This window comes from Sphaerisporangium sp. NPDC004334, from assembly GCF_053602655.1.
In genome coordinates this window covers 1-25,207 of record NZ_JBSGDZ010000049.1, presented here as the reverse complement: position 1 = coordinate 25,207, position 25,207 = coordinate 1, and the positions used below count along the sequence as shown (strand labels likewise).

The window sequence follows — 25,207 nt, the reverse complement described above, 5'->3', positions numbered from 1 at the left end:
GCGGGCGCTCGGCGTCCGCCGGCCGCTGGCGATAATGCGGTGGGGCGCTGATCCGGGGGAGTGCGCTTCCCCCGGATCAGCGCTCACTCAGACGGCGGCCAGGCTGAACCGCTGATTGTCGGGGTCGATCGCGAGGATCCGGACCGAGACGCGGGTGCCGACGGGCCACGATCGCCCATGGGCGAGACCGGTGAAGCCGTCGGACTCGACGAACGAACCGAACGGCACTTCCTTGGTCACCACGCCTTCGATGATGTCACCGACCTGGTGACCGGCGAGGAAGGACTGCCAGCTCATGTATGTCACCTCCTTTCGTCACGAGTGGCTGTGCGCGCTTCTCGTGACGCGGCGGGCCTCTCGCCCGCGGGGTGATCAAGCGGCGGCCGGGCGTCCGTCCTGTGTGCGGCGCGTGGCCGACCCGGCAGTCATAGATCGATGGTAGCGACTCAGGTGTGACTCCGAAACCTCGCGGCAGGCTGGTTCCGGGACGATCGCGAGCCCTTGACGGTCCGGGGAAGGCTCATGAAGGGTCCGCGCGCGACGATCGGGTCTTGGGCGGGGTGCCGTCACCAGGGGTCTCCGGAGGCGCCGGCGGCGAGGTGCTTCTCGTAGCTCGCCACCTTGGTGTCGATGAGGTCGAGGCAGTCGTGCAGCCGCGCGAGTTGCTCGGCGATGCGGAGCCGGTGCGCGCGGAGCAACTCAAGCCGTTCCGCCTCGTTGCCGCTGCCGGCACGGACGAGTTCGGCCAGGCGGCCGATCGTGGCCAGGGGCATGCCGGAGGCCCGGAACTTGACGCAGTTGGCCAGCCACTCGACGTCCCAGTCGCTGTAGACCCGCCGGCCCCTGTCGTCGCGCCGCACCTCGCCGGCGAGCAGGCCTTCACGTTCGTACAGCCGCAGGGCGTGGACGCTGAGCCCAATGCGCTTCGCCACCTCGCCGATGCTCAGATCGTTCCGCATGGTGCCGAACGTATCCCGTTGACCTATACCTCGGTCTAGCATCTAGCGTTCGCGGCATGAACAGTCACGAGACCGTCGGCGTGACCCGCCGTCCATCAGGCGCGGTCGGCACCGCTGACGACGTCCTCGCGGGAATCGGTCTCAGCGGCAGGACGGCGGTGGTCACGGGCGGTCACTCCGGTCTGGGGCTGGCCGCCACCCGCGCGCTCGCGCACGCCGGGGCCCTGGTCGTGGTCCCGGCCCGCGATCCCGAGCAGGCGCGGCAGGCGCTGACCGGCGTGGAGGGAGTCGAGGTCGACCAGGTCGATCTCGCCGACCTCGCCTCCGTCCGGGCGTTCGCGGAACGCTTCCGGCGCGGCCATGACTCGCTGGACATGCTGATCGCCAACGCCGGGATCATGGCCTGCCCGGAGACCAGGGTGGGGCCCGGCTGGGAGGCGCAGTTCGCCACCAATCACCTGGGCCATTACGCGCTGACCAACCTGCTGTGGCCCGTGCTCAAGGCGGCCGGCGCGGCCCGCGTCGTCGCGGTCTCCTCGGGATACGACCCCGGCCGGCGCATCCGCTGGGAGGACGTGCAGTTCGCGCACGGCTACGACAAGTGGGCCGCCTACGCCCAGTCCAAGCTCGCGAACATCCTGTTCGCCCGCCACCTCGATCGGCTGGGCGGACCGCACGGCGTCCGGGCCTTCTCGGTGAACCCGGGATGGATCCGCACCTCCCTGCAACGACACCTGACGGTCGAGGAGATGGTCGCCGCCGGCTGGCTCGACGCCGACGGTGATCCGGCGCCGGGCCTGTTCACGACACCCGAGCGAGGTGCGGCGACCATGGTGTGGGCCGCTGCTTCGCCCGAGCTGGACGGGCACGGCGGCGAGTACTGCGCCGGTTGCCGCATCGTCGAAGGCGGTCCGGCGGACAGGGACGAGACGACAGACGAGCCGACCGATGAGGCGGCGCGTCTCTGGGCGCTCTCGGCCGGCCTCACCGGCCTGGATCTCATCTCCTGAGCCATCGCCGCGCGGCAGAGCTCGGAGAGCGGCCCGCTACCAGGTGGGCGAGAGCAGGCGTCGGGGACCCGGCGCCCCGCCTCGCGTCGTTGATCGTCCTCTGCGTTCGTCGGTGGCTCACGCTTGCGGAGGGGCGTGCCCCAGTTCGGCCGTCAAGTTCTGCTCGATGAGCTTCCAGGCATGCTCGGCGGCGGCCGCGTGGAAGGTGGGCGCACTCGGGGACAGGAACGCGTGCGAGGCGCCGGGGAGCACGGCCATCTCGTACCGGACGCCTTCGGCCCGCAGACGCGCCTCGATGATCGCGCGCTGCTCCTCGGTGATCAGATGGTCGTCCGCGCCGACGATGAGGACCATCCGCCCGGTGATGCCGCCGCTGAGCTCGACGGTGGGCTCGGGCCTGCTGATCGGGATGTCCGTTCCGGTCAGCCAGCCCGCGTACAGCACGACGGTGACTGTCAGGGGGAGCCGGGTGGCCGCGTAGTAGGCCAGGTGACCTCCCATGCTGAGCCCGACCAATGCCGACCGGGCCCGCGACGCCCGCGTGCCGGCGCAGGTACTGCTCGGCCGCGCGCACGTCGGCGAGCACTCCGGCGCGGGTCAGCTCGCCCATCAGCGCGAAGCCGCGCGCACGGCCCTCCTCGTCGGCGTCCAGCTCCACCCCTGTCTCCTCCGATCGGTGGAAGAAGTCGGGGGCGATCACGGCGTACCCGAGGGCGGCGATCCGGTCGGCGACCGCGCGGATGTCCGGGGTCACACCGAACAACTGGTGGGCCACGATGACTCCCGGGTGAGCGCCCGGCGAGCGCGGGAGGGTGAGGTAGGCGCCCATGACGCCGTCTCCGACCCGCAGCTCGACGCGCCTGCCGTGGGTTTGCTCCATGTACTCCGACATCCGCCGGTACCTGCTTCCCTCGTCCGATGCCCCCGTGCCGTTGCGCGGGACGACGCGTAGATCGTCACCCACCGCCGACATCGGCATCCAATAGGAAGACCACCCTGTCGGTATCAGAATGCTGATACGTGTGGGTGCTGTGAGCGTCTCTCTCGATCTGCTGCGGACCTTCCTCGCCGTGTACCGGTCAGGTTCGGTGACCCGCGCCGCCGGGTTGCTCGGCCTTTCGCAACCGGCCGTCACCGGGCACATCAAGGCGCTGGAGCAGGCGCTGGAACGGCCGCTGTTCGACCGCGTGCCGCGCGGCATGGCCCCGACCGCCGCGGCCGACCGGCTCGCCCGCCGCGTCGCCGTCCCCCTCGACTCGCTGGAGGAGCTGGTGCTGGGCGATCCCGGCGGCCCGGCCGAGGTGTTCGGCCGCGTCGTCCACCTCGGAGGTCCGGCCGAGCTGACCTGTGCCCGCGTGCTCCCCTGCCTCGCTCCGATGGTCACGGCGGGGCTGCAACTGCGCGTCACCCTCGGCCTGCCCGACAGGTTGCTGAGCGAGCTGGCCGAAGGCGCCCTCGACCTGGTCGTCTCCACCCTGCGGCCCCGCCGCCGGGGCCTGGTCGTCGAGCCGCTGTGCGACGAGGACTTCGTCCTGGTCGCGGCCGCCGGCTGGGAGGGGGAGGGGCCGGATCGGGCGCCCCTCATCGCCTACGGCGAGAACCTGCCGATTCTGCGCCGCTACTGGCGTACCGTCTTCGACACCCGTCTCACCCGCGCCCCCGCGGTGGTCGTCCCCGACCTGCGCGGCGTGCTGGCCGCCGTCGTGGCCGGCGCGGGCATCACCGTCCTGCCCCGCTATCTGTGCGCGGACGAGCTCGCCGACGGCCGCCTCCGGCTGCTCCTCGACCCCGAGCTCGCGCCGATCAACACGTTGTTCCTGGTCTCCCGCGCAGGCGCCGCGAACCCGGCCGGGACCGCCGTGCGCCGTCATCTCCTCCTCCAGGCCCGCACCTGGTGAGGGACGATCGCCCGCGCCGCGCCCGGCGGTCCGGCGTCATCTCGCCGGCCGGGCGGTGAGCTGGAACCCCTGCGGCGGCTCGCGACCAGCCCCCGCGTGCGTCATCCGCGCGATGGGCGAGGGCGGGACCGCCGGCCGACCGGCCGCCTGGCGGCGATTCCGTCCAGCAGGCAGTCCAGGCCGAGCTCGAAGCGTCCATCCGCGGTGATGGGCGGCATGTCCTGGAGCCAGGAGTCGACCGAGTCGTTCGCCATCTCGCCCGCGTACGCCTGCAGGTCCTGCGTCGTGCCGATGCCGAACCGCTCGAGCATCGCGATCTCTCTGCTGACGCTCATCGCGGTGCCGGTCACGTAGTTGTCCAACAGCGATACGTAGGTGACGGCCGGTGTGAGCCCGGCGTTGTCGAGCACGGCCAGCATGAAGGCCGCCCGCCGCAGGGTCGTCGGCCCGAACGGTGGCCGGCTGTCCACCAGTTCGGCGTACCAGCGATGCCGGCCGATCATCCGCCACAGACTGGAGGCGACGCCGCGCAGGTCGCCGCGCCAGTCGTCGCCCGGTTCGGCGGGGACGTCGACCTCGGCCGACACCTCGTCCAGCATCAGGTCGACCAGGCCGTCCTTGTTGAGGACGTAGCGGTACAGCGACATCGGAGTCGACACGCCGAGCGCGCCGGCGACGGCGCGCATGGTCAGCCCCGTGACCCCTGCGGTGTCGGCGAGAGCGATGCCCGCGCGCACGATCTCCGCGCGCGTCAGCGCGTGCTTGCGGCCGGGCGGCTCGGGGTGGTGCCAGATCAGCCGTTCCGGGGAAGTGCTTGGCATCCTTGGAGTGTACTACGTATGATCACGTGTACAACGTACATTCTGGAGGTGTCGATGCAGCTCAGAGGGATCAACTACGACACGGGGTTCGGCGGCGCGGTCGGCGACCGGTCGCGGGTCGACTTCGACCCCGACGTGGTGCGGCGCGAACTGGAGATCATCGCGACGGACCTGCACTGCGACGCGGTCCGCATCAGCGGGGACGACCCTGACCGCATCGCACTGGCCGCGCACGCCGCCGTCGACGCGGGGCTGCGGGTGTGGTTCGCGCCGTTCCCGGTCGACCTGACGCCCGCGCGATTGCCGGCCTACTTCCAAGACTGCGCGGCCAGAGCCGAGGAGATCCGGACGCGCGATCCCGAGACCGTGCTCGTGCTGGGCTGTGAGATGTCGCTGTTCTGCGCCGGCTTCGTGCCGGGCGCGTATCTGATGGAACGCCTCCAGAACGCGATGAACCCGCAGGCATGGTCCGGCTTCTCGCCCGCTGCCGACTTCGCCGAGGTGCTGCGCGGCGTCGCCGAGGTCGCGCGGGCGCGCTTCGACGGCAAGATCACCTATGCCTCGGGGGAGTGGGAGGACATCGACTGGTCGCATTTCGACTTCGCCGCGGTCGACTTGTACCGCTCGGCGGACAACGCCGCCGACTTCGCCGAACGCGTGCGGGCCTACCGTTGCCACGGGAAGCCCTTGGTGATCACCGAGTTCGGCTGCTGCGCCTACCGCGGCGCGGCCGAGGCCGGCGGAATGGGCTGGGCCATCGTCGACTACGCGGCCACACCCCGGGTGCTGAACGGCGAGTACGTCCGCGACGAGTCCGTCCAGGTGGCCTACTTCAACGAGCTGATGGACGTCTTCGAGGCCGAGGAAGTGCATGGCGCGTTCTGGTTCACCTTCGCCGGCTACGAGACCCGGTACGACCCCGACCCCAGGCGCGATCTCGACATGGCCGGCTACGGCACCGTCAGAGTCCTCAAAGAGCACGGAGGCGACCGGTATCCCGACATGGCGTGGGAGCCGAAGGAGGTCTTCGACGCCATCGCGACCCGGTACGGCGCGCGGCCCGCTTCGCCGCCGGCGGGAGCGGCCGGCGCGGGTGGCCGACCGGGCCGGGCTTCAGTCCCGCCGCGGTGAGGTGCCCATGGTCGCCCGTTCGCGGACCGCACCGGCACGTCCTGCCGTGACAACCCATGCGCGATGCACTGAGGGCCGTCAGACCTGGTGGTCTGACGGCCCTGGCCGGCCGGTTCATCGATCAGGCCTTGTTGAAGGTGTTCTTGGCCCAGAGGTAGGAGACGGCGGCGATGCCGGCGCACCAGGCGGTGGCGATGGCGCCGCTGTTGCCGATCGGGGTGCCGAGGAGGAGCCCGCGGACGGTCTCCATGATCGGGGTGAAGGGCTGGTACTCGGCGAACCAGCGCAGGACGGTGGGCATGGAGTCGGTGGGGACGAAGCCGCTGCCGAGGAAGGGCAGCAGGATCAGCGGCATCGGGGCGTTGCTGGCGGCCTCGGGGGTCGGGGACCGCAGGCCCAGGGCGACCGCCAGCCAGGTCACGGCCACCACGAACAGGGTGAGGATCCCGATGGCGGCCAGCCATTCGGCGGCGCTGGCGGTCGGGCGGAAGCCGATCGCCAGGGCGATGCCGATGAGGACGGCCATGCCCAGGAGCTGCTGGACGACGCTGCCGACGACGTGGCCGGTGAGCACCGACGCCCGGGAGATCCGCATGGTGCGGAAGCGGGCGATGATGCCCTCGGTCATATCGGTGGCGACCATGACGGCGGTGCCGGTCGCGGCCGTTGCCGCCGCCATGAGCAGGATGCCGGGGACGACGTAGTTGACGTAGGCGTCTCGGCCGCCGCCGAGTCCCGCGCCGAGGGTGCCGCCGAGGACGTACACGAACAGGAGCAGCAGGATGACGGGCGTGACGATCAGCTGCACGGTCATGGACGGGTAGCGGAGCAGGCGCTTGAGCTGACGCCGGATCATGGTGGAGGAGTCGCGCACGGCGAGGGTGAGGGTGCTCATCGGGTGGCTTCTTTCTGCTGGCCGGTGAGGGTGAGGAAGACGTCGTCGAGGTCGGGGGTGTGGACGCTCATGTCGGCGATGTCGATCGAGCCTTCGTCCAGGACGACGAGCAGTTCGCGGATCGCGCGGACGCCGCCGTCGCTCGGCACCTGCAAGGTGAGCGCCTCGGGGTCGGCGATTCCCGTGCCGATGAGCCGGCGGGCGGTGTCGAGCCGGTGGGTGTCGGCGAAGGTGAGCTCGATGTGGCCGCCGGGGATGCGCCGCTTGAGCTCGTCGGCGGTGCCTTCGGCGATCAGCCGTCCGTGGTCGAGCAGGGCGATGCGGTCGGCGAGCTCGTCGGCCTCCTCCAGATACTGGGTGGTGAGGAAGATGGTGACGCCACCGGCGACGAGCTCGCGCACGATCTGCCACATGGAGCGGCGGCTGCGCGGGTCGAGGCCGGTGGTGGGTTCGTCCAAGAAGATGAGGCGGGGGTCGCCGACCAGGGTCATCGCCAGGTCGAGCCGGCGTTGCATGCCGCCGGAGTAGGTTCCGGCCGGTTTGCGCGCCGCCTCCACCAGGTCGAAGCGGTCGAGCAGTTCGGCGGCCCTGCGCTTGCCGTCCCCGCGTGACAGGTGCTTGAGGTCGGCCATGAGGAGCAGGTTCTCCTCGCCGGTGAGCAGCTTGTCGACGGCCGAGTACTGGCCGGTGACGCCGATCGCCCCGCGCACGTCGTCGGGCCTGCGGGCCAGGTCGTGGCCGGCGACCTGGACGGTGCCGCCGTCGGCCGGGACCAGGGTGGACAGGATCTGGACGGTGGTGGTCTTGCCCGCGCCGTTCGGGCCGAGCAGGGAGAAGATCGTCGCTTCGGGGACGGTCAGGTCGACGCCGTCCAGGACGACCTTGTCGCCGTAGGACTTGCGCAGCCCGTTCGCCGCGATGGCCAGGTTGGTCATGATGGGAGCTCCTCGGAGGCCGTGGGTCACAGGCTGCGGGCGATGATGTCGCCGTAGGCGGTGGTCGCGTGGATGGTGAGCTGGGCGGCGGCGCCTTCGGTGTTCATGAGGGAGTTGTGGACGCGGCCGAAGGAGGTGCCGGCGTCCAGGGAGGCCGACACTCCGGCGGCGGCGCCGACCGACACCTCGCCGGCCTCGGTGCGCAGCACGACGGTGCCGCGCACGGCCTCGGCGACGCGGATGTCGCCCTTGCTGGTGCGGATCTCCGCCGGGCCGTTGAGGCGGCCGACCGAGATGTCGCCGGCGAGGGTGGTGAGGCGGGCGCTCGCGGTCTCGTCGAGCTTGATCGAGGCCTGCTGGCCGTCGAAGACGACGTCGCCGAGGCGGCCGACGCCCCGGAACTCGGCGCTGGCGGCCTTGACCTCGACCTGCGATCCGGCGGGCAGTTGGACGGTGACCTCGATCGATCCGGAGGGGCCGACGAACTGGTTCTTCGCCGAGGCCTCGATGCGCAGGACGCCGTCGCGGTACTCGACCTTGGTCTGCTCGGCCACCTTCACGTCGCGGCGGTTGCCGGCGTCCGCGGGCAGGACCTCGACCGCGGTGTCGGCCCGGTCGGCGGCGATGAACCGGACGCGGCCGGCGGGGATGTCCAGGACGGCGGAGATCGGGGCGGGGGTGTCGAAGTTCTGCATCGTGTGCTCCTGTGCTCGTTGTTTCTGACACCGGAAACGCTACGTTGCTTTCCAATCCACTGCAAGATACTTGTTGCGAAGCAGGACTATAAGTCCAGGTAGAGGCCGTAGAATCGTTGCAGTGGCCCTGTAGAGTAATGCAACAGCGGTCTCGGTGTGTTGCAATGGTTTGAGAGTGAACGCTATGGTGGAGGCGTCGAGGAACACGAAGGAGATCGCGATGCCGGGAGGCAGGCTCACCCAGCAGGACCGTCAGCAGATCGCGCTGGGGCTGGCCGACGGCCTCGCCTACGCGGAGATCGCCAGGGGACTCGACCGTCCCACCTCCACGATCACGCGTGAGGTGATGCGCAACGGCGGTCCCACCGCCTACCGCGCCGAGCTGGCCCACCGCGCCACCGAGCGCCGCGCCCAACGGCGCACGCAGACCACGCCCCCCGGATCGCAGGCGCCCTCGCAGCCGCACGGACGCGAAGCCGAGGCTGTGCGCGAGTACGAGGAGACGCTCACCACCGTCTTCATGCAGTCGGGCCTGCCGAAGATGATGGCCCGGGTGCTGGCCTGCCTCTACACCACCGACGCCGGCAGCCTCACCACCGCGGAGCTCGTCCAGCGCCTCCAGGTCAGCCCGGCGTCCATCTCCAAGGCGATCACGTTCCTGGAGAGCCAAGATCTGGTCCGCCGCCGCCGCGACGAACGCCGCCGCGAACGCTACGTCGTCGACGACGAGCTCTGGTACCAGTCGATGATCGCCAGCGCCCAGGCCAACAACCGGGTCGTGGAGACCGCACGGCAGGGCGTCGGCGTCCTCGGACCCGGCAGCCCGGCCGCCACCCGCCTGGAGAACATCGCCCGCTTCTTGGACTTCGTCACCGAGACACTCATCCGCGCCGCCGACCAGGCCCGGGAAGTCCTCCACACCAAAGCCGAAGTGCCCGAGCCCGACGATCGCTGATCAGAGTCCCGCTGGGCGACATCGCGAGTTCACGAAGATCGGCGCGTTCGACCGGCGCGGTATCGGTCATGGTCGACGCCGAGGTCCGCAGGCCCTTGCAGTGCTCCTACGAGAGCGGCGAGATGCCGGGGAAGCGGCGGCTCGTCGAGAGGCTCCTCGTTCGCCGTGGCCTCGTTGCCGAGCTCCATGGGTCGGGCTTTCCTGTGCCGCCTGTGTCGCGTGCGTACGGGCTGGGTGGGGTAGCCGTGCCGGGTCCCGGCGCGGGCCGATGTCTTTGGCGTGCGGGCTTTCCGGTGCCGCCTGTGTTGGGTGTGTACGAGCTGGGTGGGGTAGTCGTGCCGGGTCCCGCTGCGGGCCGATGTCTTTGGCGTGCGGGCTTTCCCGTGCTGCCTGTGTCGCGTGCGCGCGAGCTGGGTGGGCAGCCGTGCTGGACTCCCCACGGGCATGCGGGGTGGGACCCTATGGATCCGCTGCCGTATCAGGTGATGCTCGTTCGTCTCCCTTCAGGCGTCGGGCCAGGCGGCGAGTTGGAACCAGACGGACTTGCCGTAGGGGTGCAGGTTCCAGCCCCATTTGTGCGACAGGCTCTCCACGATCGCGAGCCCCCGGCCGGAGGTCTCCATGGAGCCGGCGCTTCTCAGCTCCGGAATCGCGATGCACGAGTCGTACACGTCCACGGTCATCAACTCGCCGTCCCGGCCGACGGCGATTCGCACCGTGGCCGATGCGGTGGCCGGTGCGGCGGCCTGTACGGCGAGATTCGCCGCGCCGTGCGTGAGCGCGTTGGTGACGACCTCGGACGCCAGCAGTTCCGCGATTTCCGGCGTCTCTTCGGACGCGCACCAGTCGAGGGCGACGTCCCGGACGAACCGTCGCGCGGAGGCGACGCATTTGCGGTCGCGCGGTATCCATTTCTGCCCCAGCAGAGCCACGGGGCCACCGGGCCCGTGAGCGTATTCACATGACGTTCTGCCGGCCTCTACCGCCCCTGACATGATCTTTCTCCTCGCTGCGGAATTCGTATGCCAAGGGTGCCGAATGGTGACTACGCTCGGTAGGCGAACGGTTACCAGTCCGTCGGTTTGAAGGTCGGCGGCCGTTCCTTGAATCTTCGCGATTGGGGGCACGATGGTGGATCGGTACACACCTCAGGCCATCTGGGGCAGAGAGCTACGGCACTACCGTCAGGCGGCAGGGCTCACCCAGGCCCAGCTCGCCCAGAAGATCCATTTCAGCGAGTCGCTCATCAGCGGCGTCGAGACCGGCCAACTCCCCGCCAGCCCCGAGTTCGCCCAGTCCTGCGACACCACCCTCACCACCGACGGAGCCCTCTCCCGCCTGCTCGACTGGAGAAAGGGCCAGGTCTTCCCTGCTTGGTTCGGACAGTGGCCCGACAAAGAGCAAGTCGCCACCGCTCTCCATGCTTACGAGCCCATCCTTGTCCCGGGGCTGCTGCAAACACCTGAGTACGCCCGCGAGGTTCTGTACGGAGATGAAACGGCGATACAGGCGCGTGTGCAGCGTCAAGAGATACTGGCGCGAATCGATCCGCCGTCCCCTCTCTTCCGCTGTGTCATTGACGAGGCTGTCCTGCACCGGCTAATCGGTTCACCCAAGATCATGCGCGAACAGTTGGAGCATCTGGTATCCGTCATAACGCCGCGCCTCAGCGTACAAGTCGTCCCACTGGGTGGCATGCGCGCTGGACTCGAAGGCGGATTCATGCTGGCTACATTGCAAGGCGGAACCGAGGTACTTTATCTGGACACCGCTGTGCGTGGACTGGTTACGGGCGATCAAGATGATGTCGCGTCTGCTGTAGAGAAGTTCGAGGCCATCCGCGTCGAGGCGCTGCCATTGCAAATGTCGATAGATCTCATCGCAAGAACGGCGGAGGAAAGATGGACCTAAGTGACGTCAAATGGCAAAAGTCCAGTTACACAGGTAGCAACGGAGGGAACTGCGTCGAGGTGGCGCAACTCTCGCGCTTGATCGCGGTCCGGGACTCCAAGCGCCCCGATGGGCCCAAGCTGTTCTTCACGGCCGGTGAGTGGAGCGCCTTCTTGGGCGACGTCAAGGCCGGACGGTTCGATCGGGGGTAGTTCAAGCCATCTTGGTCGCCTGGGATCATGCTCGGGCGGCCAAGATCTTAAATGGGTGCAATCACTCCAGTATCGCCGGTCACAACCACAACATGGTCACTTACGGACAGTGATTAGACGTGAGGGTGAGCGAAGGATCTTACAGCTGAAAGTTGACTGGCAGTGAGGTCTCTGACCTGCGGCGACGAGTTAACGATTCGAGAAGACCAGTCAAACCGCACCACGGCGGCACGAACCCTCCGTAGGATCAGTACCGAACTGTGACCACAGACTGGAATCCTGATACGCCCTGGTACACCGGTCGCCGCCGCCGCTGGAATGGAGAAGTACGTGCTGAAGTCGCAAGCACGCCGCCGCATCGCCACCAAGGCAGCCATAGCGGGTGTCGTCAGTGCAGCGACCGCTCTCATCGCGCTCCCAGCTATGGGAGCCCTCGTGGGCCCCAGCCCGGTCACTTATACATGTACTCCTCTTAACGGGACCACCGGGACTTTCAACTTCCAGGTCCAGTTGACGGGTCCTGTGGGGACTGCCACGCCCAATGCGACGGTGCCTATCACCTGGGTCATCTCCCAGCCTGTGGGAGCGACCTTCACCGCGCCGGCTCCCATCCCCACGACTACGGGGATCGTCATTGACGGCGAACTTGTAGCCTCGGGGGCTCCCGTGGGAGTCGCACCGTCGACCCTCCTGCCTACGACGACCCACACTCCTGCTGCGTCGCTAACTCAAGGGGCGCCGGTTCCCTTCCCGACGATGACAGCGACGATCATTCCGACGGCCGTGGGAACCATGACGGTCAGGCCTGGAAACTTCAGTCTGCTTCTCAGCGGCTCCACGGCCAGCACTCAGACCGAGTACAACTGCACGGTTGCCTCACCGGCGAATCCGGCGACTGCTACTCCGCCTGCTTTGGCCATCGTGGTGGCATCACCAAGCGCGGCGACCAATCCCTATGACACTCCTACGCCTACTCCCACCCCCACTCCGACGCCTACGAGGGCGACTCCCACTCCCCGGCAGACGCACACTGTCTTCGAGACGGTGACGCACTCGCCGAGGAATCCTCAGCAGGTGACCAAGAAGCCGGTGGCCGGGGCGGCGACCGGTGGGGGCGGGGACGCGGGGCCTGACGGGCGGACGTTCGTGCTGGTGGGCACCTCATTGGTCGCGGCGGCCGGAGTGGGTGGGTTGTTCCTGCGGCGGCGTCGTCCGCAGCACAACTGATCGGAGGCGCTCGGGGTGACGATGCCTCCTGAATACCCGTACCAGGACGGTCAGGGCGTCCAGCAGCCCGGCCAGCCGTACGTCCAGCAGGTCTACTACCCGTACGCCGGTGGGCCCGGCGGCGCGTACCAGGAGCCCGAGCGGGCCGATCGCGGGCAGATGATGCGGGCCGTGCTCATCCTGGCCGCCGTCGCCGGAGTGGTGACGGTGGTGGCCGGCCTGCTGTTGATGATCAGCTCGCCGGAGGAGTACAACCTCACGGACGCGCGCACGCCCCTCAAGCTTCAGGCGCAGCCTCCGGCCGGGGCGTTCGCCCCCTCGGTCGGCCCGGGCGGTCCCGGCCAGCCGTTGACGCAGGCGGACCCGACCGCGCCGCCTCCGGCTCCGTCGCTGCCGCCGGCCCCGCCGATGCAGCCGTCCACCCCCAAGCGCCTGATCGTCAAGAAGCTCGGCATCAACGCGCCCATCCAGTCGGTCGGCACGGACAAGAAGGGCGCCATCCAGACCCCGCCGATCAACAACCCGAACCTGGTCGGCTGGTACCGGTACGGGCCGACGCCGGGTCAGGCGGGCCCCGCCGTGATGCTGGGCCACAAGGACACGGTGTCGCGCAGCGCCGTGTTCGCCCGGCTGCGCGAGCTCCAGAACGGGGACACGATCGAGGTCACCCGGATGGACGGCACGGTCGCGGTCTTCACCGTCGGCGGCATCGAGCAGGCCGCGAAGGAGACCTTCCCCACCAACCGCGTGTACGGGAACGCCGACGCGGCGGAACTGCGGCTGATCACCTGCGGCGGAAGCTACAACCACATCACCGGCCACTACGTGGACAACGTCATCGTGTACGCCAGGATGACGAGCACCCGCAAGGCGTCCCCGCGCGGCTGACCTGCGCGTCCGTCCGCTCCCGGCCACGGCTGAGGAGGGCGGACGGTGACCTGGCCCTCCCGTCCACGGACGATTATTCTGTTGTAACCTCGGATAGACCGAACATTGCTCGGTTTCATGTGGTGGGACGGAACCCAGGAGGCACTGTGGCAGAGGCGTACATCGTCGGGGCGGTCCGTACCCCGGTCGGCAAGAAGAAGGGCGGCCTGTCCACCGTCCACCCCGTCGACCTGGCCGCCCACACCCTCAAGGCCCTGGTTGAGCGCACCGGCGTGGACCCCTCCGCCGTCGAAGACGTGATCATGGGCTGCGTCATGCAGTTCGGCCCGCAGAGCATGGACATCGCGCGCAACGCGTGGCTGTCGGCGGGCCTGCCCGAGAGCGTCGCGGGCGTCACGATCGACCGGCAGTGCGGCTCCTCGCAGCAGTCGATCCACTTCGCCGCCCAGGGCGTCATGTCCGGCACCCAGGACCTGGTCGTCGCCGCCGGCGTCGAGTCCATGAGCATCGTCCCCATGGGGTCGAGCATCACCGCCGCGCTGGAGAAGGGCATGCCCTTCCCGTTCGGCGAGATGTGGGTCGAGCGGTACGGCAAGCAGGAGATCTCGCAGTTCCGCGGCGCCGAGCTGATGTGCGAGAAGTGGGGCCTCAAGCGCGACGAACTCGAACGGTACGCCTACGAGAGCCACCAGCGCGCCGCCAAGGCCATCGCCAACGGCCACTTCAAGGACCAGATCGTCCCGGTCAACGGCGTCGAGGACGACGAGGGGCCGCGGCCGGACACCACGCTGGAGAAGATGGCCGGGCTCAAGACGCTGCGCGACGGCGGCCAGATCACCGCGGCCACCTCCTCGCAGATCTCCGACGGCTCGGGCGCGGTGCTCGTCGCCTCCGAGCAGGCGGTCAGGGACCACGGCCTGACGCCCCGGGCGCGCATCACGACGCTGGCGCTCACCGGCGACGACCCGGTCTACATGCTCACCGCGCCGATCCCGGCGACGCGCAGGGCGCTGGACAAGGCCGGACTGTCGATCGACGACATCGACGTCATCGAGATCAACGAGGCGTTCGCCCCGGTGCCGCTGGCGTGGCTCAAGGAGATCGGCGCCGACCCGGCCAGGACGAACCCCAACGGCGGCGCCATCGCCCTCGGCCACCCGCTCGGCGGCACCGGCGCCATCCTGATGACCAAGCTGTTGCACGAGCTGGAGCGCACGGGCGGGCGGTACGGCCTGCAGACCATGTGCGAGGGCGGCGGCCAGGCCAACGTCACCATCATCGAACGCCTCTGAGCGCACCCGCGCAGGACGACGGCGGTGTGCCGCTTCCGGGAACACGGACGCGGGACACCGCCGTTTCGCGTTGTCCGGGGAAGAAGACCGGCTACCTCATCCGGCACTGCGGGGGATACGGCCCGGCCCCCGTGGCCGGGCCGTACCAGGTCGTCTCAGGCGGGGATCAACTGCCACTGCTGGTTGGTGCCGCCGTTGGCGGACCATTGCACCACCTGGGCGCCGTCGGAGGTCGACGCCCCGTACACGTCCGCCAGCAGCCCGCTGCCGTAATTGACGATCGTGTAATAGCCGTCGCCGGTGGACCGCAGGTACCACAGCTGGTTGGTGCCGCCGTTGGCGGTCCACTGCTGCAGTTGCAGCCCCTGGGTCGTGCTGCCGCCGTTGACGTCGAGGACCTTGCCGGTGGGGACGTAGCGCAGGGTGTACGCGCCGCCCTGACCGCTGGTGACGGTCCACCCGGCGGAGCCGGACTGCTGCACGGCCTTGGCGCCGTCGGCGGAGGAGTTACCGGCCACGGCGAGCGGCTTGCCGCTGTTGCGGTTGACGATGCGGTAGGTCGCGCCCGACACCGGGCCGCTCGAACCGGACCCGAGATTGAAGTACTCGACCGCGTCGGTGAACGCCGTGGCACCCGACTTGGCGGTCGTCAGCACCAGGTACACCTGTGAGCCGCTCGCCGGCGTGGTGAAGGTGACCGGCTGGGTGACCCGCGAGCCGAGCGGAATGCTCAGCGTGGTCTGCCCCGACGCGATCACGGTGCCGTCGGGCCGGTCGAGCCGTGCGGACCAGGAGAACGCGACGGAGGTGTCGCGCAGGTCGTCGTTGAAGACGGTGATGTTGCGGGTCACGGAGGCGTTGGAGGCGTAGGTGTTCACGGCCTGCGGCAGCGGGAAGGTCCCGTTGGAGTCGGAGGCCCCGGACGCCGACCAGTAGGGCAGGTCGATCGCGGCGACCGGGTTGAACGCGGCTTGGACGCGCTGGACCTGGGGGTTGCTCCACGGGTCGGAGAGGTTGTCCGCGCCGTAGAGCGGATGGCCGCCCTCCTCCGGCACGAAATCCGTGGTGCGCACGCCGGGCACGAAACCGGCCCACGCGGACAACAGCGTGTACGGGCGCAGGTCGGCGGCGTCCTTGCCACGCTTGGCGGCCGTCGCCGTGGCGAACCACATGAAGCCCTGCTTGGTGTTGCACTTGTTCCAGACGTACTCGCCCTCGCCGTCGGGCCGGCCTGTCACAGAGGCCACCCGCTCGCCGTACTGTCCGACGCCGTCGAGGTAGTGCGCGAAGACCGCGAAGTTGGCGTACCTCATGTTCGGGTACCGGCTGGGTGAGTCGGCGCCGGGCGCGGCGTCGAGGCTGACCGGGCGGGTGCCGTCGTTGCCGTTCATCGCCGCGTAGAGATCCTGCTCGAACTGCTCGGAGTCATTGCCGAATGTCGGTTCGTTGGCCTGGCTCCAGCGGATGACCGCGGGATGGTTGCGGTCCCGCAACGTGAGCGCGCGGGCGTGGGCGACCATGTTGTCGTGTCCTGCGACGAAGTCCTGCGCGCTGCCGCGGATGCCGGTCTCGTCGATGATCATCAGGCCCATTTCGTCGGCCACGTCGAGCATGTAGGGGCTGGCCGGTTCCTGGTGGATGCGCGCCACGTTGTAGTTGAGCCGCTGGTAGTTGTCCACGGCCTGCGGCCAGCCGCCGTTGCCCGCCGAAGGCGGGAGGAAGCCCGGCAGGGTGTCGTAGGCGTCGCCCCTGCCTCCGTTGTCGACCCGGTCGTAGTCCGCACCCTGCAGGTTGTCGCCGCGGAAGTTCACCCGGACGCCGTTGATGAAGTAGTACTCGCCGTTCTGGGTGGTCTCCCGGAACCCGAACCGGTAGGTCGCGTCACTTGTCCGGCCGTCGTCGGTCGCCGCGCGAACCTTGAGACGGTGAAGCTGGGCTCGGTACCCCGACCGGTAGGGGACGTTCGGCCACCAGTACGAGGTGCTGCCGAGGTTCCACGCGACGGAATCGACCGTGACCTTGGCCGTCGACCGCGCCCCCACGGTCACGGTCCGGGCCGGCGGCGTCGGATAGCTGAACGTCCCGCCGCCGTCCGACGACAACTCGCCGGTCACCGTCACCGATCGGGCGCTGCTCGAGGTGTTCGTCACCCACACGTCGTAGCCGAGGGTCTGATTCGCCACCGACGTGCGGATGAACGTGTCACTGACGTACACGGCCGGATACACCCGCAGGAACGCGGAGCGGAAGATGCCCTGCGGGACCGCCTCGGACCAGTCGGCGGCCACGGGGACGACGTACTTGCCGTTCGCCAAGTTCTTCAGCGCGCCGCGGCCCTTCACGTCAACGGTGATCGTATGAGTGGTGCCCGGGGCGGCGTAGGCGCTGATGTCGAACTTCGACGGGGTGAAGGCGGTGGTCTGCGTCGCGACCACCCGGCCGTCCACCGACAAGGTCGCCTGGTGGTTCACGGCGCCGAACTCGATCCACGCCGACTGCGGCTGCCCGGAGTCCGGCACCGTCACCGTACGCGAGTACACCGCCTGCGACACATCGGTGAACCCCTGCTTGTACCAGCCGCCTCCGGGCACCTTGATCGACGTCGTCGACCGGCCCGCCGGGGTGAAACTCCACGTCCCGGCGAGATCGACCGACGCGATCGCGGCATTGCCCGCAGTGAAGCCGTCGATGTCCCCGGCGGCGGCGGCGACCGTCGCGGTGGACTCCGCCGGCGCGGACCGCTGCGCCGCCACAGCCGGCTGAGCCCCCATCATCGCGACCAGGAAGAGCGCCATCACGGCCGGCCACCTGCCCGCGGAACGTCGAGGACGGGAGGAGGGATCGCTCCGCTTCATGGGTGATCCTTTCGGGTGAATGCCTGTGCGACGCACTTCTCGGTCCGCCCGCCGCCCGCCGACGCCATTTGGCTGCGGCATGGCAGGACATCACAGGTAAGCCCCGGGCTTCCTCCTGTCAAGGCTCATGGTTGTGCAGAGATAGGAGGTCTTAGGTCATACCACCTCACCCTGGTGGCTTGAGATGGCCTCATCTAGGCATGGATGTAACTTTCAGCGCGCATCGGATCTCTCGCACATGGGATGTGTCGGTGCTTCAAAGATCGACGCAGACTGAGGCGGCGGCGTCCCGTCCCCGGGAAGGTGGGGACGGGACGCCGCCGCCTTCGGGTTCCCCGCGAGAAAGGCTGGGGAACCTGGGCGGCCGGCCGGCGAAGTCTCAGCGGCCCTTCGGCTGCCGCCGGGGCGGCGTGACGCGCCGTACGGGCGCCGGCGGCACCGGAATCCGGCGCGGGGCCGGAGGCAGGTGCCGTCCGGGCTGCGAGGAGCCCGGCTGGGCGTCCGGCAGGATCAGCGGCGGGGGAAAGATCGGCTGATGAAGGTCCGGCGTCACGGGCGGCAGGTCGCTCGCCGTGAGCAGGATCTTCGAGGTCGTGGCGGCCTTGCCGCTCTTGGGGTGGCCGTTGCGCGCGGGCATGCACGTCTCCTTACGAATGACGACGCGGCAGGGATTCATGCCGGTCGGAGCCTCAGCCGCCGCGTCAGGATGGACGGGACCAGAGAGCTGAGTGCGGAGCGATCAGGCAGCGTGCCCGATCGGCGCCGTCAGTAAGGAAAAATGCGCATACCACGACAGTACGGACCTGGCCTCGCATCGGACAACCTATTTATGACCTGCGGCGGAGCCGGCCGAGAGCCGTACGCCGACCCACATCCAGCACACATCGGGCGGGAGGAGAGACCGGCGGGGCCATCGGTGACCGCGTCAGGGGAGCGGCCTGGCGGGTCAAGACGCCTGGGGCGGCGTGAGTGCTCGGGGCGAAGAGGGCGGGGCCTCGTACATGGTGGACAGATCGGGGAGCTCCACCCGGACGAGCGTCCCCCGGCCTGGAAGGGAGCGCAGCGTCGCCTGACCGCCGTGGGCGGTGGCGATGGCCTGCACGATGGCCAGCCCCAGCCCGCTGCCCTCGCTGCGGGCCGAGTGGTGGAACCGGTCGAAGGCGAGGGTGGCGTGCTCCGGCGACATCCCCGGCCCGTCGTCGCTCACCTCCAGGACGGCAGGAGGCGTCAGCCGTACGGTCGCGGCCGTCCCGGGCGGGGTGTGCGCGCGGACGTTCGCCAGCAGGTTGACCAGCACCTGGCGGATCCGCGCTTCGTCCACGACGGCGACCAGCCGGTCGGGCGCCACGACGGTCACCGGGTGGTCGGGGTCCAGCGCGGTGAAGTCGTCGGCCACCTCGGCGGCGACCGCGGTCAGGTCCACCGACGCCATGGTCAGCGGCGCGCCCTTGTCCAGGCGGGCCAGTTCCAGCAGCTCGGAGACCAGCCGGGTCATGCGCGCCGCCTCGTCCTCGATGCGGCGCATCACCTGCGGCACCTCCTCCGCGGGGATGGCGCCCTGCCGGTACAGCTCGGCGTACCCGTGGATGGTGGTCAGCGGGTTGCGCAACTCGTGCGAGGCGTCGGCGGCGAAGCGCCGCACCCGCTCCTCCGAGGCCCAGCGCGCCGCGAACGCGTCCTGGATGCGGGTCAGCATGAGGTTGATGGTCGAGCCGAGCCGCCCGGCCTCCGACCGGCCCTCGGGCATGCGCGCCGACAGGTCGCCGCCCTCGGCGACGAGCTGCGCCGTCGTGGCCATGCGGGACAACGGCGCGAGGCCCCTGCCGATCAGCGACCGGCCGAGCATGGCGAGCAGCGCGATCAGCACGACCCCGGTGACCAGCTCGGTGACCACCAGGCGGCGGACCGCGTCCTCGACCTCGTCCAGCGGCACGGCGACGACCACGACCCGGTTGCCGACCGTCATCCGCGCCGCCGCGGCGCGCAGCCGGTCGGTCAGGGCGAACGGACGGCCGCTGTCGGCCAACTGCTGCAACCGGGCCCCGCCCATCCGTTCCAGCATTTCGGGGACGTGCACCGCCTCCGGGTCGTCGCCGGCCAGCAGCCGTCCCCGGTCGGTGGTGAGGTTCAGCAGGGCCACAGCGGAGGTCGGACTGGCGTTGACCAGCGCGATGTTGGACGCCCGCACCAGGCGGGCGGCCGAGGCCGTGGCGGCGGCGGCGAGCGTCGCGTCCGTGCGGTCGAGCAGGTGGCCGCGCAGCACCAGCACACTGACGACCGACAGCGCCGCCAGCCCTACCGCGGTCACCGACAGCAGCCCGGCGAGGAGCCGCCCCCGCAGTGTCTCGGCCCGCCACCTCACCGGCCGGCGGGAGGAGGAGGCTTCGCGGGCGGGCGCCGGGCGCGGGCTCACCGGCTCAGCCGTCGGAGGCCGGACGCAGGGCGTAACCCACGCCCCGCTGGGTGTGGATCAGCGGCGGGCCCAGCGGGTCCAGCTTGCGCCGCAGGTAGGAGACGTAGGTCTCGACCACCTGCGACTGGGTGCCGAACCCCCACACGTGCTCCAGCAACTGCGCCTTGGTGAGCACCTGGCCGGGATGGCGCATCAGGAACGCGAGGAGCCGGAACTCGGTGGGGGACAGCTCGACCAGCGTGCCACCCCGCCGGACCTCCCAGCGCGCCTCGTCCAGTTCCAGATCGGCCACGGTCAGCACGGCGTGCTCGGCCGTCAGGGACCCGGACCCGCCGCGGCCGCCGCCCCGCCGCAGCACCGCGCGCGCCCGGGCCACCAGCGCCTCCACCGAGAACGGCTTGGTGACGTAGTCGTCGCCGCCCAGCGTGAGACCGTGAACGGTGTCGGCCGGGGCGTCGCGCGCCGTCAGGAAGATGACCGGGACGTCATCGCCCTCGGCGCGCAACCGCCGGCACAGCTCGAAACCATCCAGATCGGGCAGCATCACGTCCAGCACGAGCAGGTCGGGGCTGCCGGAGCGGGCGATCTCCAGCGCCTCGTGACCCCGGGCCGCGCTGATCACCTCGAACCCGTGGAAGCGCAGCGCCATGCCCACCAGGTCGCGGATGTTGCGCTCGTCGTCCACGACGAGGACCCGCGGCTTGTTCGTCTGGTCGCTCATCCGTCCTTCGGTCAATCCTCGGTCGGTCGTTCCTTGGTCTTCTTGGGCACCACCACTCCCTGCGCCGTCCGGGCGTCGCCGTCGGGCCGGCCCAGGACGAAGACGCCGTCACCCGACGTCAGAGCGGAGGAAGCGGACTTCGCGCCATTCTTGCGAACTTTAGTATCCGTGGTCAGCGCCCACGTCCAGCTCGTCCCGTCGGCGCTCTTGACGGTGACCGAGCTCGCGGACGTCGCGGTGACCTCGCCGCGCTGCCAGGCGTAGGTGGCGTAGCCGCCACCGCGGGCGCGGACGGTGGCCTCGCCGTGCACGCCGATCAGGCCGCGGCGCAGGGCGGCGCGGAGCCGGAGGTGGTCCTTCGGGTCCTTGGCGAGGCCGGCGGCCTCGTCCGCGGCCGAGTCGGCCGACAGCAGCTCGTAGGGGACGCCCGTGCGCGTCTCGCTCGTCTGTGCGCCGCCCGCCTGCGCGTTGCCCGCCTGCCGCGCGAGGGCGGCGCCGCCGAGCGCTCCGACCGACAGCGCGCCGGCCACCGCTCCGGCGACCAGTGTTCCGGTGAGATTCCTCATGATCCCAAGGACACCGGACACGGCTAGGAGAACGGTCAGGAATCCCTGGGATATCCCGGTGAACCGACCCCGCCGCCACCGGGAACCGGTGGGCTACTTCTGCGGGACGCGGGCCACGCAGAAGACCGTCTGGCCGAACGGCGGGCGGATGAAACGCTCGATGAAACGGGTCGTCGGCACCACGGTGCGGTCGTAGATCTTGACCAGCCGCGGGTCGGGGTAGCCGACGCCGCCGCGTCGCACGGCCGCCCACCAGGCCAGGCCGCCGAGGAAGTTGATCGGCTTGAGCACCTCGGCCTTCAGCCCGGCCTCGGCGACCGTCTTGCCCAGCGTCGCCGGGGTGTACCGGGTGACGTGGCCGACCTTGCGGTCGAAGTCCCCATAAAGCTGCATGTAGCCGGGCACCCAGATGACGATGCGGCCGCCCGGCTGGGTGACCCTGGCCAGCGACCGCAGGGCCTCGACGTCCTCCTCGATGTGCTCAAGGACGTTCATCAGGACCACGGTGTCCACCGGGTCGGCGAGGGGGATGTCGGTGGGCAGGCCGAACTGCAGCACCTCGATGTCGTCGCGCCCGTCGAACCGCTTGCCGAGCTGCTCGACGCAGTAAGGGGCGAAGTCGCTGACGACCAGACGGTCGAGGCGGGGGAGGAACTGCTCGGCGAAGTGGCCGAGGCCCGAACCGATCTCGAGCATGGACCTGCCGACGTGCGGGGCGACCATGTCGAACTCGTACTGCCGGTAGTTCTTCGCCTCGTCGCCACCGAGGTGGTTCTCCAAGGCCTCGTCACCGGCCGCAGGTTGCACCACGCGGTCATACCCAGACATGCGTCCCGCCCAGCTTCGCTCACGGAAAACCGCGGCCTCGAACAAGGCCACGGCTACGGATGTGGATCGAGTCTAGCCGCCCTGATCCGCGCCGGTCCCAACTTCCCGCCGAGCGCGACCGGAAACACTTGACGCGAGTCTTCCCATCGCTTTGCGCGCAGACCTCCAGGAAACTACCTTTTGTCGCGCAAGGATCTTCCAAGGAGCCCGCGACGGACGACGACGAGGCGATAACCCGGTCCCTGGCCGGCGATCTCGCCGCCTACGAGGTGCTGGTCGCGCGCTACAGCGCGGTGGCGCACCGTACGGCTGCGCTCCTCGGCGCCGGCCAGGAGGCCGAGGACGTCGTCCAGGAGGCGTTCGTCAAGGCGTTCCGCCACCTCGCGACCTTCCGCCGCGACGCCGCGTTCAAGCCGTGGCTGCTGCGCATCGTCGCCAACGAGACCCACACGATGACCCGGTCGCGCGGGCGCAGGGCCGAGCTCGTGCTCAAGGCCGGCGCGGAGCCCGACCTGCGCGTCCCCGACGACCCCGAGGGCGCCGCCATCGCCACCGACCGCCGGAGCAGGCTGCTGGAGGCCGTGCGCACGCTGCCCGACAGGGAACGCCAGGCCGTGGTCTGCCGGTACTTCCTACAGCTGTCGGAAGCGGAGACGGCGGAGGTCCTCGGCTGGCCGGTCGGCTCGGTGAAGTCCCGTACCTTCCGAGGACTGGCACGGCTGCGGAAGGAGGTGGGCGGTGAACTCTCCTGACGGTCCGAACGACGGCACGGACGACATTCCGAACGGCAACCCGGGCATCGGCGCGAACGACGGCACAAGCGGCGGTCCGAGCGGCGGCGCGGGCGGCGGTCTGGAGGCCGAGCTCCTGGCGCTCGGCGAAGCGCTGGACATCCCCGCCCCGCCTCCCGCCGACGTGGCCCGCTCCGTCCGCGCCCGCCTCGAACAGTCCGGCCGGTCGCCGGAAACTCGCCGGCCGGCCCGCAGGCCCCGGTGGCGGTGGGTGGCCGCCGGTGTCGCGGTCGTCGTGGCGGCGCTGCTCGGGCTGACCCCTCAGGGGCAGGCCGCCGTCGCGCACGTCCTGCGGCTGGCCGGTGTGGAGGTCCACGTCGGCGAGCCGGGGCCGCTGCCGTCCGGGGTGCCGTCCCCGCTGCCCGGCGAGCGGCGGGTGACCCTCGACCGGGCCCGCGAGCTGGTCGCCTTCCCCGTCAGGGTGCCCGCCGAGCTGGGCGAGCCGGACGACGTCCGCGTGAGCGACGAAGGCCGGGTGCTGTCGCTCTTCTGGCCCGGGACGCGGCTGGACGCCTACGACGGCACGCTCGAGGTGGTCTGGCGCAAGGACCTCCCCGGGCCGTTCCCCGACCAGGTCACCGTAGGCTCCTCGCCCGGCTGGTGGGTCTCCGGCCCCCACGGGCTCACCTACATGCCCCGCGTCGGCGCCGGCTCCGAGCCGGTACGACGCCGCGCCGCCTCCACCCTCATCTGGCAACAGGACCAGACCGGCTATCGCCTGGAAGGCCCCGCGACCTCGGCCCAAGCCCTGAGAATCGCCACCTCTCTCCACTGACCCATTTACCGCGGGCGCTTCTGGGATGGTCCGTTATCGGGTTTATGGATGGCCGATATTGCGCGGTAAGTGCAGGCGGGTGATATCTCCCGATCAGGTGCCCGGAGGTGGTGGGGGGAGGTCGGGCCCGGTGGTGCTGGGGGGTTTGGTGGGGCTGCTGGTCCGGGAGGACGGCGGGGGAGGGGGAGCCGTGGGGCCCGTCTGCGACGGAGAGCTCTTCCTCGGCTTGGACGTGCGGGTCGGCTTGGCCGTCCGCGAGGGCGCGGCGGTCGTGGTCGAGGCTTGAGGCCTCGCGGTCGGCCGTGCGGACGTCGCCGGAGGCGGGGGCAGGTCCGTCCCCCGGGGACGGGGAGTGGCCGTGGCCCGCTTGCGCGTCGGTGTGCGGTCGGCGGTGGGCGGCGGCGGGGGCGACTCCACGCCCATGGAAGGAGCGGACGTGGACGCTCTCGGCGTCGGCCGGCCGGAGGGCGTCTGGATCGCCGCCGGCGTGTCGGACCCCCCTCCGGAGGACTCCGGCCAGGCGAACCAGATGCCGGATCCGGCGGCCACCAGCAGCGTCAGCCCGACCACGATGGGGCCGCGCCGGTCGTTGCCGAGCCATCGGCGGATCGGCCCTTCGTCTCCGTCGTCCAGCTCCATCGAGGTCTCCCACGTGCGCCATCGGTCCGCACGGGGACCGCTTCCAGCGGAATTCTTGGCATACGGCGGACGACGTCGCGGTGAAGAAGGTTCATCCCAGTTGTCTCGCACGATGCTCAGTCTCCGGGGGCGGGGTTCCTCGTCGGTCACCCGACGCACATCGCGGCGGTCGTCCCTGCGTGTTCATTCAGGTGTGGGTAAAGACCGCAACGCAGTCAACAGAGTATAGAAGTTTGTTATGTTGCGAAAGTGATATGAGCAGCTAGGGCGACCTCCCGTATATTTCTGACTGCTTTGCCAGTACCAGATTTTCCATTTGCATCTATGTCAGGAGAGCGATCCCCGTGCTGAGGAGGGATGACCCCGCTGCGCTGGAGCGGCTCTGCCGCGAGTATGGAGATCATCTCTACGACTACTGTCAGTCATTGCTCGACGATGAGGACGCCCTCTCGGCGACGGTCGGAGCGCTGTACGGAGCGGTGGCGCACACCGACCGGCTCTACGACGCGACGCGGCTGCGCGCGTGGCTGTACTCGCTGGCCCGCGCCGAGTGCCAGGCACGCCTGGCCGGGGTGGCCCACAAGGGCTCCTACGCCCGGCAGGGACGCGGCGGGTCGCCCGAGCTGGGCGTGGAGGTGCTCGCCTGCCTGGAGCCGCGTGAGCGGGAGATCCTCGATCTGACGCTTCGTCATGGGTTGAAGTCCGACGAGGTGGCCCGGGTTTTGGACATCTCGGTGGACGCGGTGGAGTCGGCGGCCCGGTTGGGGCGGCGTCATGCCGAGCAGTGGCTGGCCGCGGTCATGGACGCCCG

General features: G+C 69.9%; 27 protein-coding genes and 1 pseudogene. 12 read left to right on the top strand and 16 right to left on the bottom strand.

The genetic code is table 11. From position 1 onward, the window contains the following. Positions 1 to 87: 87 nt before the first annotated feature. Positions 88 to 297, bottom strand: a complete 210-nt coding sequence (locus ACWEN6_RS38650) for a S1 RNA-binding domain-containing protein (RefSeq protein WP_380832184.1) — start codon at positions 295 to 297, stop codon at positions 88 to 90. Between the two features lie 269 nt (positions 298 to 566). Continuing rightward, positions 567 to 959 (bottom strand): MerR family transcriptional regulator, encoded by a 393-nt coding sequence (locus tag ACWEN6_RS38645; protein ID WP_452576956.1) that lies wholly within the window; start codon positions 957 to 959, stop codon positions 567 to 569. Positions 960 to 1,015: 56 nt separating this feature from the next. Here ACWEN6_RS38645 and ACWEN6_RS38640 point away from each other — a divergent pair, with 56 nt between their 5' ends. Next, positions 1,016 to 1,969, top strand: coding sequence for an SDR family NAD(P)-dependent oxidoreductase (locus ACWEN6_RS38640; RefSeq protein WP_452576954.1), 954 nt, complete (start codon positions 1,016 to 1,018; stop codon positions 1,967 to 1,969). Positions 1,970 to 2,086: 117 nt separating this feature from the next. Here the strand turns inward: ACWEN6_RS38640 and ACWEN6_RS38635 are convergent, their stop codons facing one another. Continuing rightward, positions 2,087 to 2,470: a dienelactone hydrolase family protein gene (locus tag ACWEN6_RS38635; protein ID WP_452576952.1), complete on the bottom strand. Its 384-nt coding sequence runs from the start codon at positions 2,468 to 2,470 to the stop codon at positions 2,087 to 2,089. Positions 2,471 to 2,567: 97 nt separating this feature from the next. Next, a pseudogene (locus ACWEN6_RS38630) lies at positions 2,568 to 2,798 on the bottom strand (dienelactone hydrolase family protein); the annotation flags it as partial. Positions 2,799 to 3,000: 202 nt separating this feature from the next. Between ACWEN6_RS38630 and ACWEN6_RS38625 the strand changes: the two are divergent. Beyond that, positions 3,001 to 3,867, top strand: coding sequence for a LysR family transcriptional regulator (locus tag ACWEN6_RS38625; RefSeq protein WP_452576974.1), 867 nt, complete (start codon positions 3,001 to 3,003; stop codon positions 3,865 to 3,867). Positions 3,868 to 3,968: 101 nt separating this feature from the next. Here ACWEN6_RS38625 and ACWEN6_RS38620 read toward each other — a convergent pair whose 3' ends face one another. Continuing rightward, a complete protein-coding gene (locus tag ACWEN6_RS38620; RefSeq protein ID WP_452576950.1) occupies positions 3,969 to 4,688 on the bottom strand; it encodes a TetR/AcrR family transcriptional regulator in 720 nt (239 codons plus the stop codon). A gap of 54 nt (positions 4,689 to 4,742) precedes the next feature. On the opposite strand from ACWEN6_RS38620, the gene ACWEN6_RS38615 reads away from it, so the two are divergent. Continuing rightward, on the top strand, positions 4,743 to 5,819 hold the full coding sequence (locus tag ACWEN6_RS38615) for a hypothetical protein (protein ID WP_452576948.1): 1,077 nt from the start codon (positions 4,743 to 4,745) through the stop codon (positions 5,817 to 5,819). Between the two features lie 121 nt (positions 5,820 to 5,940). Here ACWEN6_RS38615 and ACWEN6_RS38610 read toward each other — a convergent pair whose 3' ends face one another. Genes ACWEN6_RS38610 through ACWEN6_RS38600 form a run of 3 tightly spaced genes read right to left on the bottom strand, consistent with a single transcriptional unit; the run spans position 5,941 to position 8,344 of the window. Continuing rightward, positions 5,941 to 6,714, bottom strand: a complete 774-nt coding sequence (locus tag ACWEN6_RS38610) for an ABC transporter permease (protein WP_452576947.1) — start codon at positions 6,712 to 6,714, stop codon at positions 5,941 to 5,943. Beyond that, positions 6,711 to 7,649 carry an ATP-binding cassette domain-containing protein gene (locus ACWEN6_RS38605; RefSeq protein ID WP_452576945.1) on the bottom strand — a complete coding sequence of 313 codons (939 nt, stop codon included), beginning with the start codon at positions 7,647 to 7,649 and terminating at the stop codon, positions 6,711 to 6,713. Before ACWEN6_RS38605 ends, ACWEN6_RS38610 begins: the two co-directional genes overlap by 4 nt. A 26-nt stretch (positions 7,650 to 7,675) precedes the next feature. Then, entirely contained in the window at positions 7,676 to 8,344 is a 669-nt protein-coding gene (locus ACWEN6_RS38600) for a DUF4097 family beta strand repeat-containing protein (RefSeq protein ID WP_452576943.1), read from the bottom strand. A gap of 220 nt (positions 8,345 to 8,564) precedes the next feature. Here ACWEN6_RS38600 and ACWEN6_RS38595 point away from each other — a divergent pair, with 220 nt between their 5' ends. Beyond that, positions 8,565 to 9,299, top strand: a complete 735-nt coding sequence (locus ACWEN6_RS38595; protein WP_452576941.1) for a helix-turn-helix domain-containing protein — start codon at positions 8,565 to 8,567, stop codon at positions 9,297 to 9,299. A gap of 503 nt (positions 9,300 to 9,802) precedes the next feature. On the opposite strand, the gene ACWEN6_RS38590 is transcribed toward ACWEN6_RS38595, so the two are convergent. Next, positions 9,803 to 10,231 carry an ATP-binding protein gene (locus ACWEN6_RS38590; RefSeq protein ID WP_452576939.1) on the bottom strand — a complete coding sequence of 143 codons (429 nt, stop codon included), beginning with the start codon at positions 10,229 to 10,231 and terminating at the stop codon, positions 9,803 to 9,805. A gap of 196 nt (positions 10,232 to 10,427) precedes the next feature. Here ACWEN6_RS38590 and ACWEN6_RS38585 point away from each other — a divergent pair, with 196 nt between their 5' ends. The 5 genes from ACWEN6_RS38585 (at position 10,428) to ACWEN6_RS38565 (ending at position 14,808) form a co-directional block, all read left to right on the top strand. Continuing rightward, complete coding sequence (locus ACWEN6_RS38585) at positions 10,428 to 11,210, top strand: helix-turn-helix domain-containing protein (RefSeq protein WP_452576937.1); 783 nt, start codon at positions 10,428 to 10,430, stop codon at positions 11,208 to 11,210. Next, on the top strand, positions 11,201 to 11,401 hold the full coding sequence (locus ACWEN6_RS38580; protein ID WP_452576935.1) for a DUF397 domain-containing protein: 201 nt from the start codon (positions 11,201 to 11,203) through the stop codon (positions 11,399 to 11,401). The genes ACWEN6_RS38585 and ACWEN6_RS38580 overlap by 10 nt, the downstream gene beginning before the upstream one ends. Before the next feature lie 1,074 nt (positions 11,402 to 12,475). Further along, positions 12,476 to 12,628 carry a hypothetical protein gene (locus ACWEN6_RS38575; protein WP_354853392.1) on the top strand — a complete coding sequence of 51 codons (153 nt, stop codon included), beginning with the start codon at positions 12,476 to 12,478 and terminating at the stop codon, positions 12,626 to 12,628. Between the two features lie 21 nt (positions 12,629 to 12,649). Continuing rightward, positions 12,650 to 13,516 carry a class F sortase gene (locus ACWEN6_RS38570; protein ID WP_452576972.1) on the top strand — a complete coding sequence of 289 codons (867 nt, stop codon included), beginning with the start codon at positions 12,650 to 12,652 and terminating at the stop codon, positions 13,514 to 13,516. Positions 13,517 to 13,662: 146 nt separating this feature from the next. Next, on the top strand, positions 13,663 to 14,808 hold the full coding sequence (locus ACWEN6_RS38565; RefSeq protein WP_452576933.1) for an acetyl-CoA C-acetyltransferase: 1,146 nt from the start codon (positions 13,663 to 13,665) through the stop codon (positions 14,806 to 14,808). Positions 14,809 to 14,963: 155 nt separating this feature from the next. On the opposite strand, the gene ACWEN6_RS38560 is transcribed toward ACWEN6_RS38565, so the two are convergent. The 6 genes from ACWEN6_RS38560 to ACWEN6_RS38535 all read right to left on the bottom strand — a co-directional run bounded on the left by ACWEN6_RS38560 (position 14,964) and on the right by ACWEN6_RS38535 (position 22,173). After that, entirely contained in the window at positions 14,964 to 17,663 is a 2,700-nt protein-coding gene (locus tag ACWEN6_RS38560) for an RICIN domain-containing protein (protein ID WP_452576932.1), read from the bottom strand. Between the two features lie 379 nt (positions 17,664 to 18,042). Continuing rightward, on the bottom strand, positions 18,043 to 18,300 hold the full coding sequence (locus tag ACWEN6_RS38555; protein WP_452576930.1) for a hypothetical protein: 258 nt from the start codon (positions 18,298 to 18,300) through the stop codon (positions 18,043 to 18,045). 309 nt (positions 18,301 to 18,609) lie between these two features. Continuing rightward, on the bottom strand, positions 18,610 to 20,076 hold the full coding sequence (locus ACWEN6_RS38550; RefSeq protein WP_452576928.1) for a sensor histidine kinase: 1,467 nt from the start codon (positions 20,074 to 20,076) through the stop codon (positions 18,610 to 18,612). 4 nt (positions 20,077 to 20,080) lie between these two features. Beyond that, positions 20,081 to 20,797, bottom strand: a complete 717-nt coding sequence (locus ACWEN6_RS38545; protein ID WP_452576926.1) for a response regulator transcription factor — start codon at positions 20,795 to 20,797, stop codon at positions 20,081 to 20,083. An 11-nt stretch (positions 20,798 to 20,808) separates the two neighbouring features. Next, positions 20,809 to 21,363, bottom strand: a complete 555-nt coding sequence (locus ACWEN6_RS38540; protein WP_452576924.1) for a hypothetical protein — start codon at positions 21,361 to 21,363, stop codon at positions 20,809 to 20,811. 93 nt (positions 21,364 to 21,456) lie between these two features. Next, the gene (locus tag ACWEN6_RS38535; protein WP_452576922.1) at positions 21,457 to 22,173 is read right to left on the bottom strand and encodes a class I SAM-dependent methyltransferase; all 717 of its coding nucleotides are present in this window, start codon (positions 22,171 to 22,173) and stop codon (positions 21,457 to 21,459) included. A gap of 146 nt (positions 22,174 to 22,319) precedes the next feature. On the opposite strand from ACWEN6_RS38535, the gene ACWEN6_RS38530 reads away from it, so the two are divergent. Together ACWEN6_RS38530 and ACWEN6_RS38525 are read left to right on the top strand one after the other, a co-directional pair. Then, positions 22,320 to 22,943 (top strand): RNA polymerase sigma factor, encoded by a 624-nt coding sequence (locus tag ACWEN6_RS38530; protein ID WP_452576921.1) that lies wholly within the window; start codon positions 22,320 to 22,322, stop codon positions 22,941 to 22,943. Continuing rightward, positions 22,930 to 23,757 carry a hypothetical protein gene (locus tag ACWEN6_RS38525; protein WP_452576919.1) on the top strand — a complete coding sequence of 276 codons (828 nt, stop codon included), beginning with the start codon at positions 22,930 to 22,932 and terminating at the stop codon, positions 23,755 to 23,757. Before ACWEN6_RS38530 ends, ACWEN6_RS38525 begins: the two co-directional genes overlap by 14 nt. 93 nt (positions 23,758 to 23,850) lie before the next feature. Here the strand turns inward: ACWEN6_RS38525 and ACWEN6_RS38520 are convergent, their stop codons facing one another. Further along, positions 23,851 to 24,396, bottom strand: coding sequence for a hypothetical protein (locus ACWEN6_RS38520; protein WP_452576917.1), 546 nt, complete (start codon positions 24,394 to 24,396; stop codon positions 23,851 to 23,853). Between the two features lie 425 nt (positions 24,397 to 24,821). Between ACWEN6_RS38520 and ACWEN6_RS38515 the strand changes: the two genes are divergently transcribed. After that, the coding region (locus tag ACWEN6_RS38515; protein WP_452576915.1) for a sigma factor-like helix-turn-helix DNA-binding protein at positions 24,822 to 25,207 on the top strand (386 nt) is incomplete at its 3' end.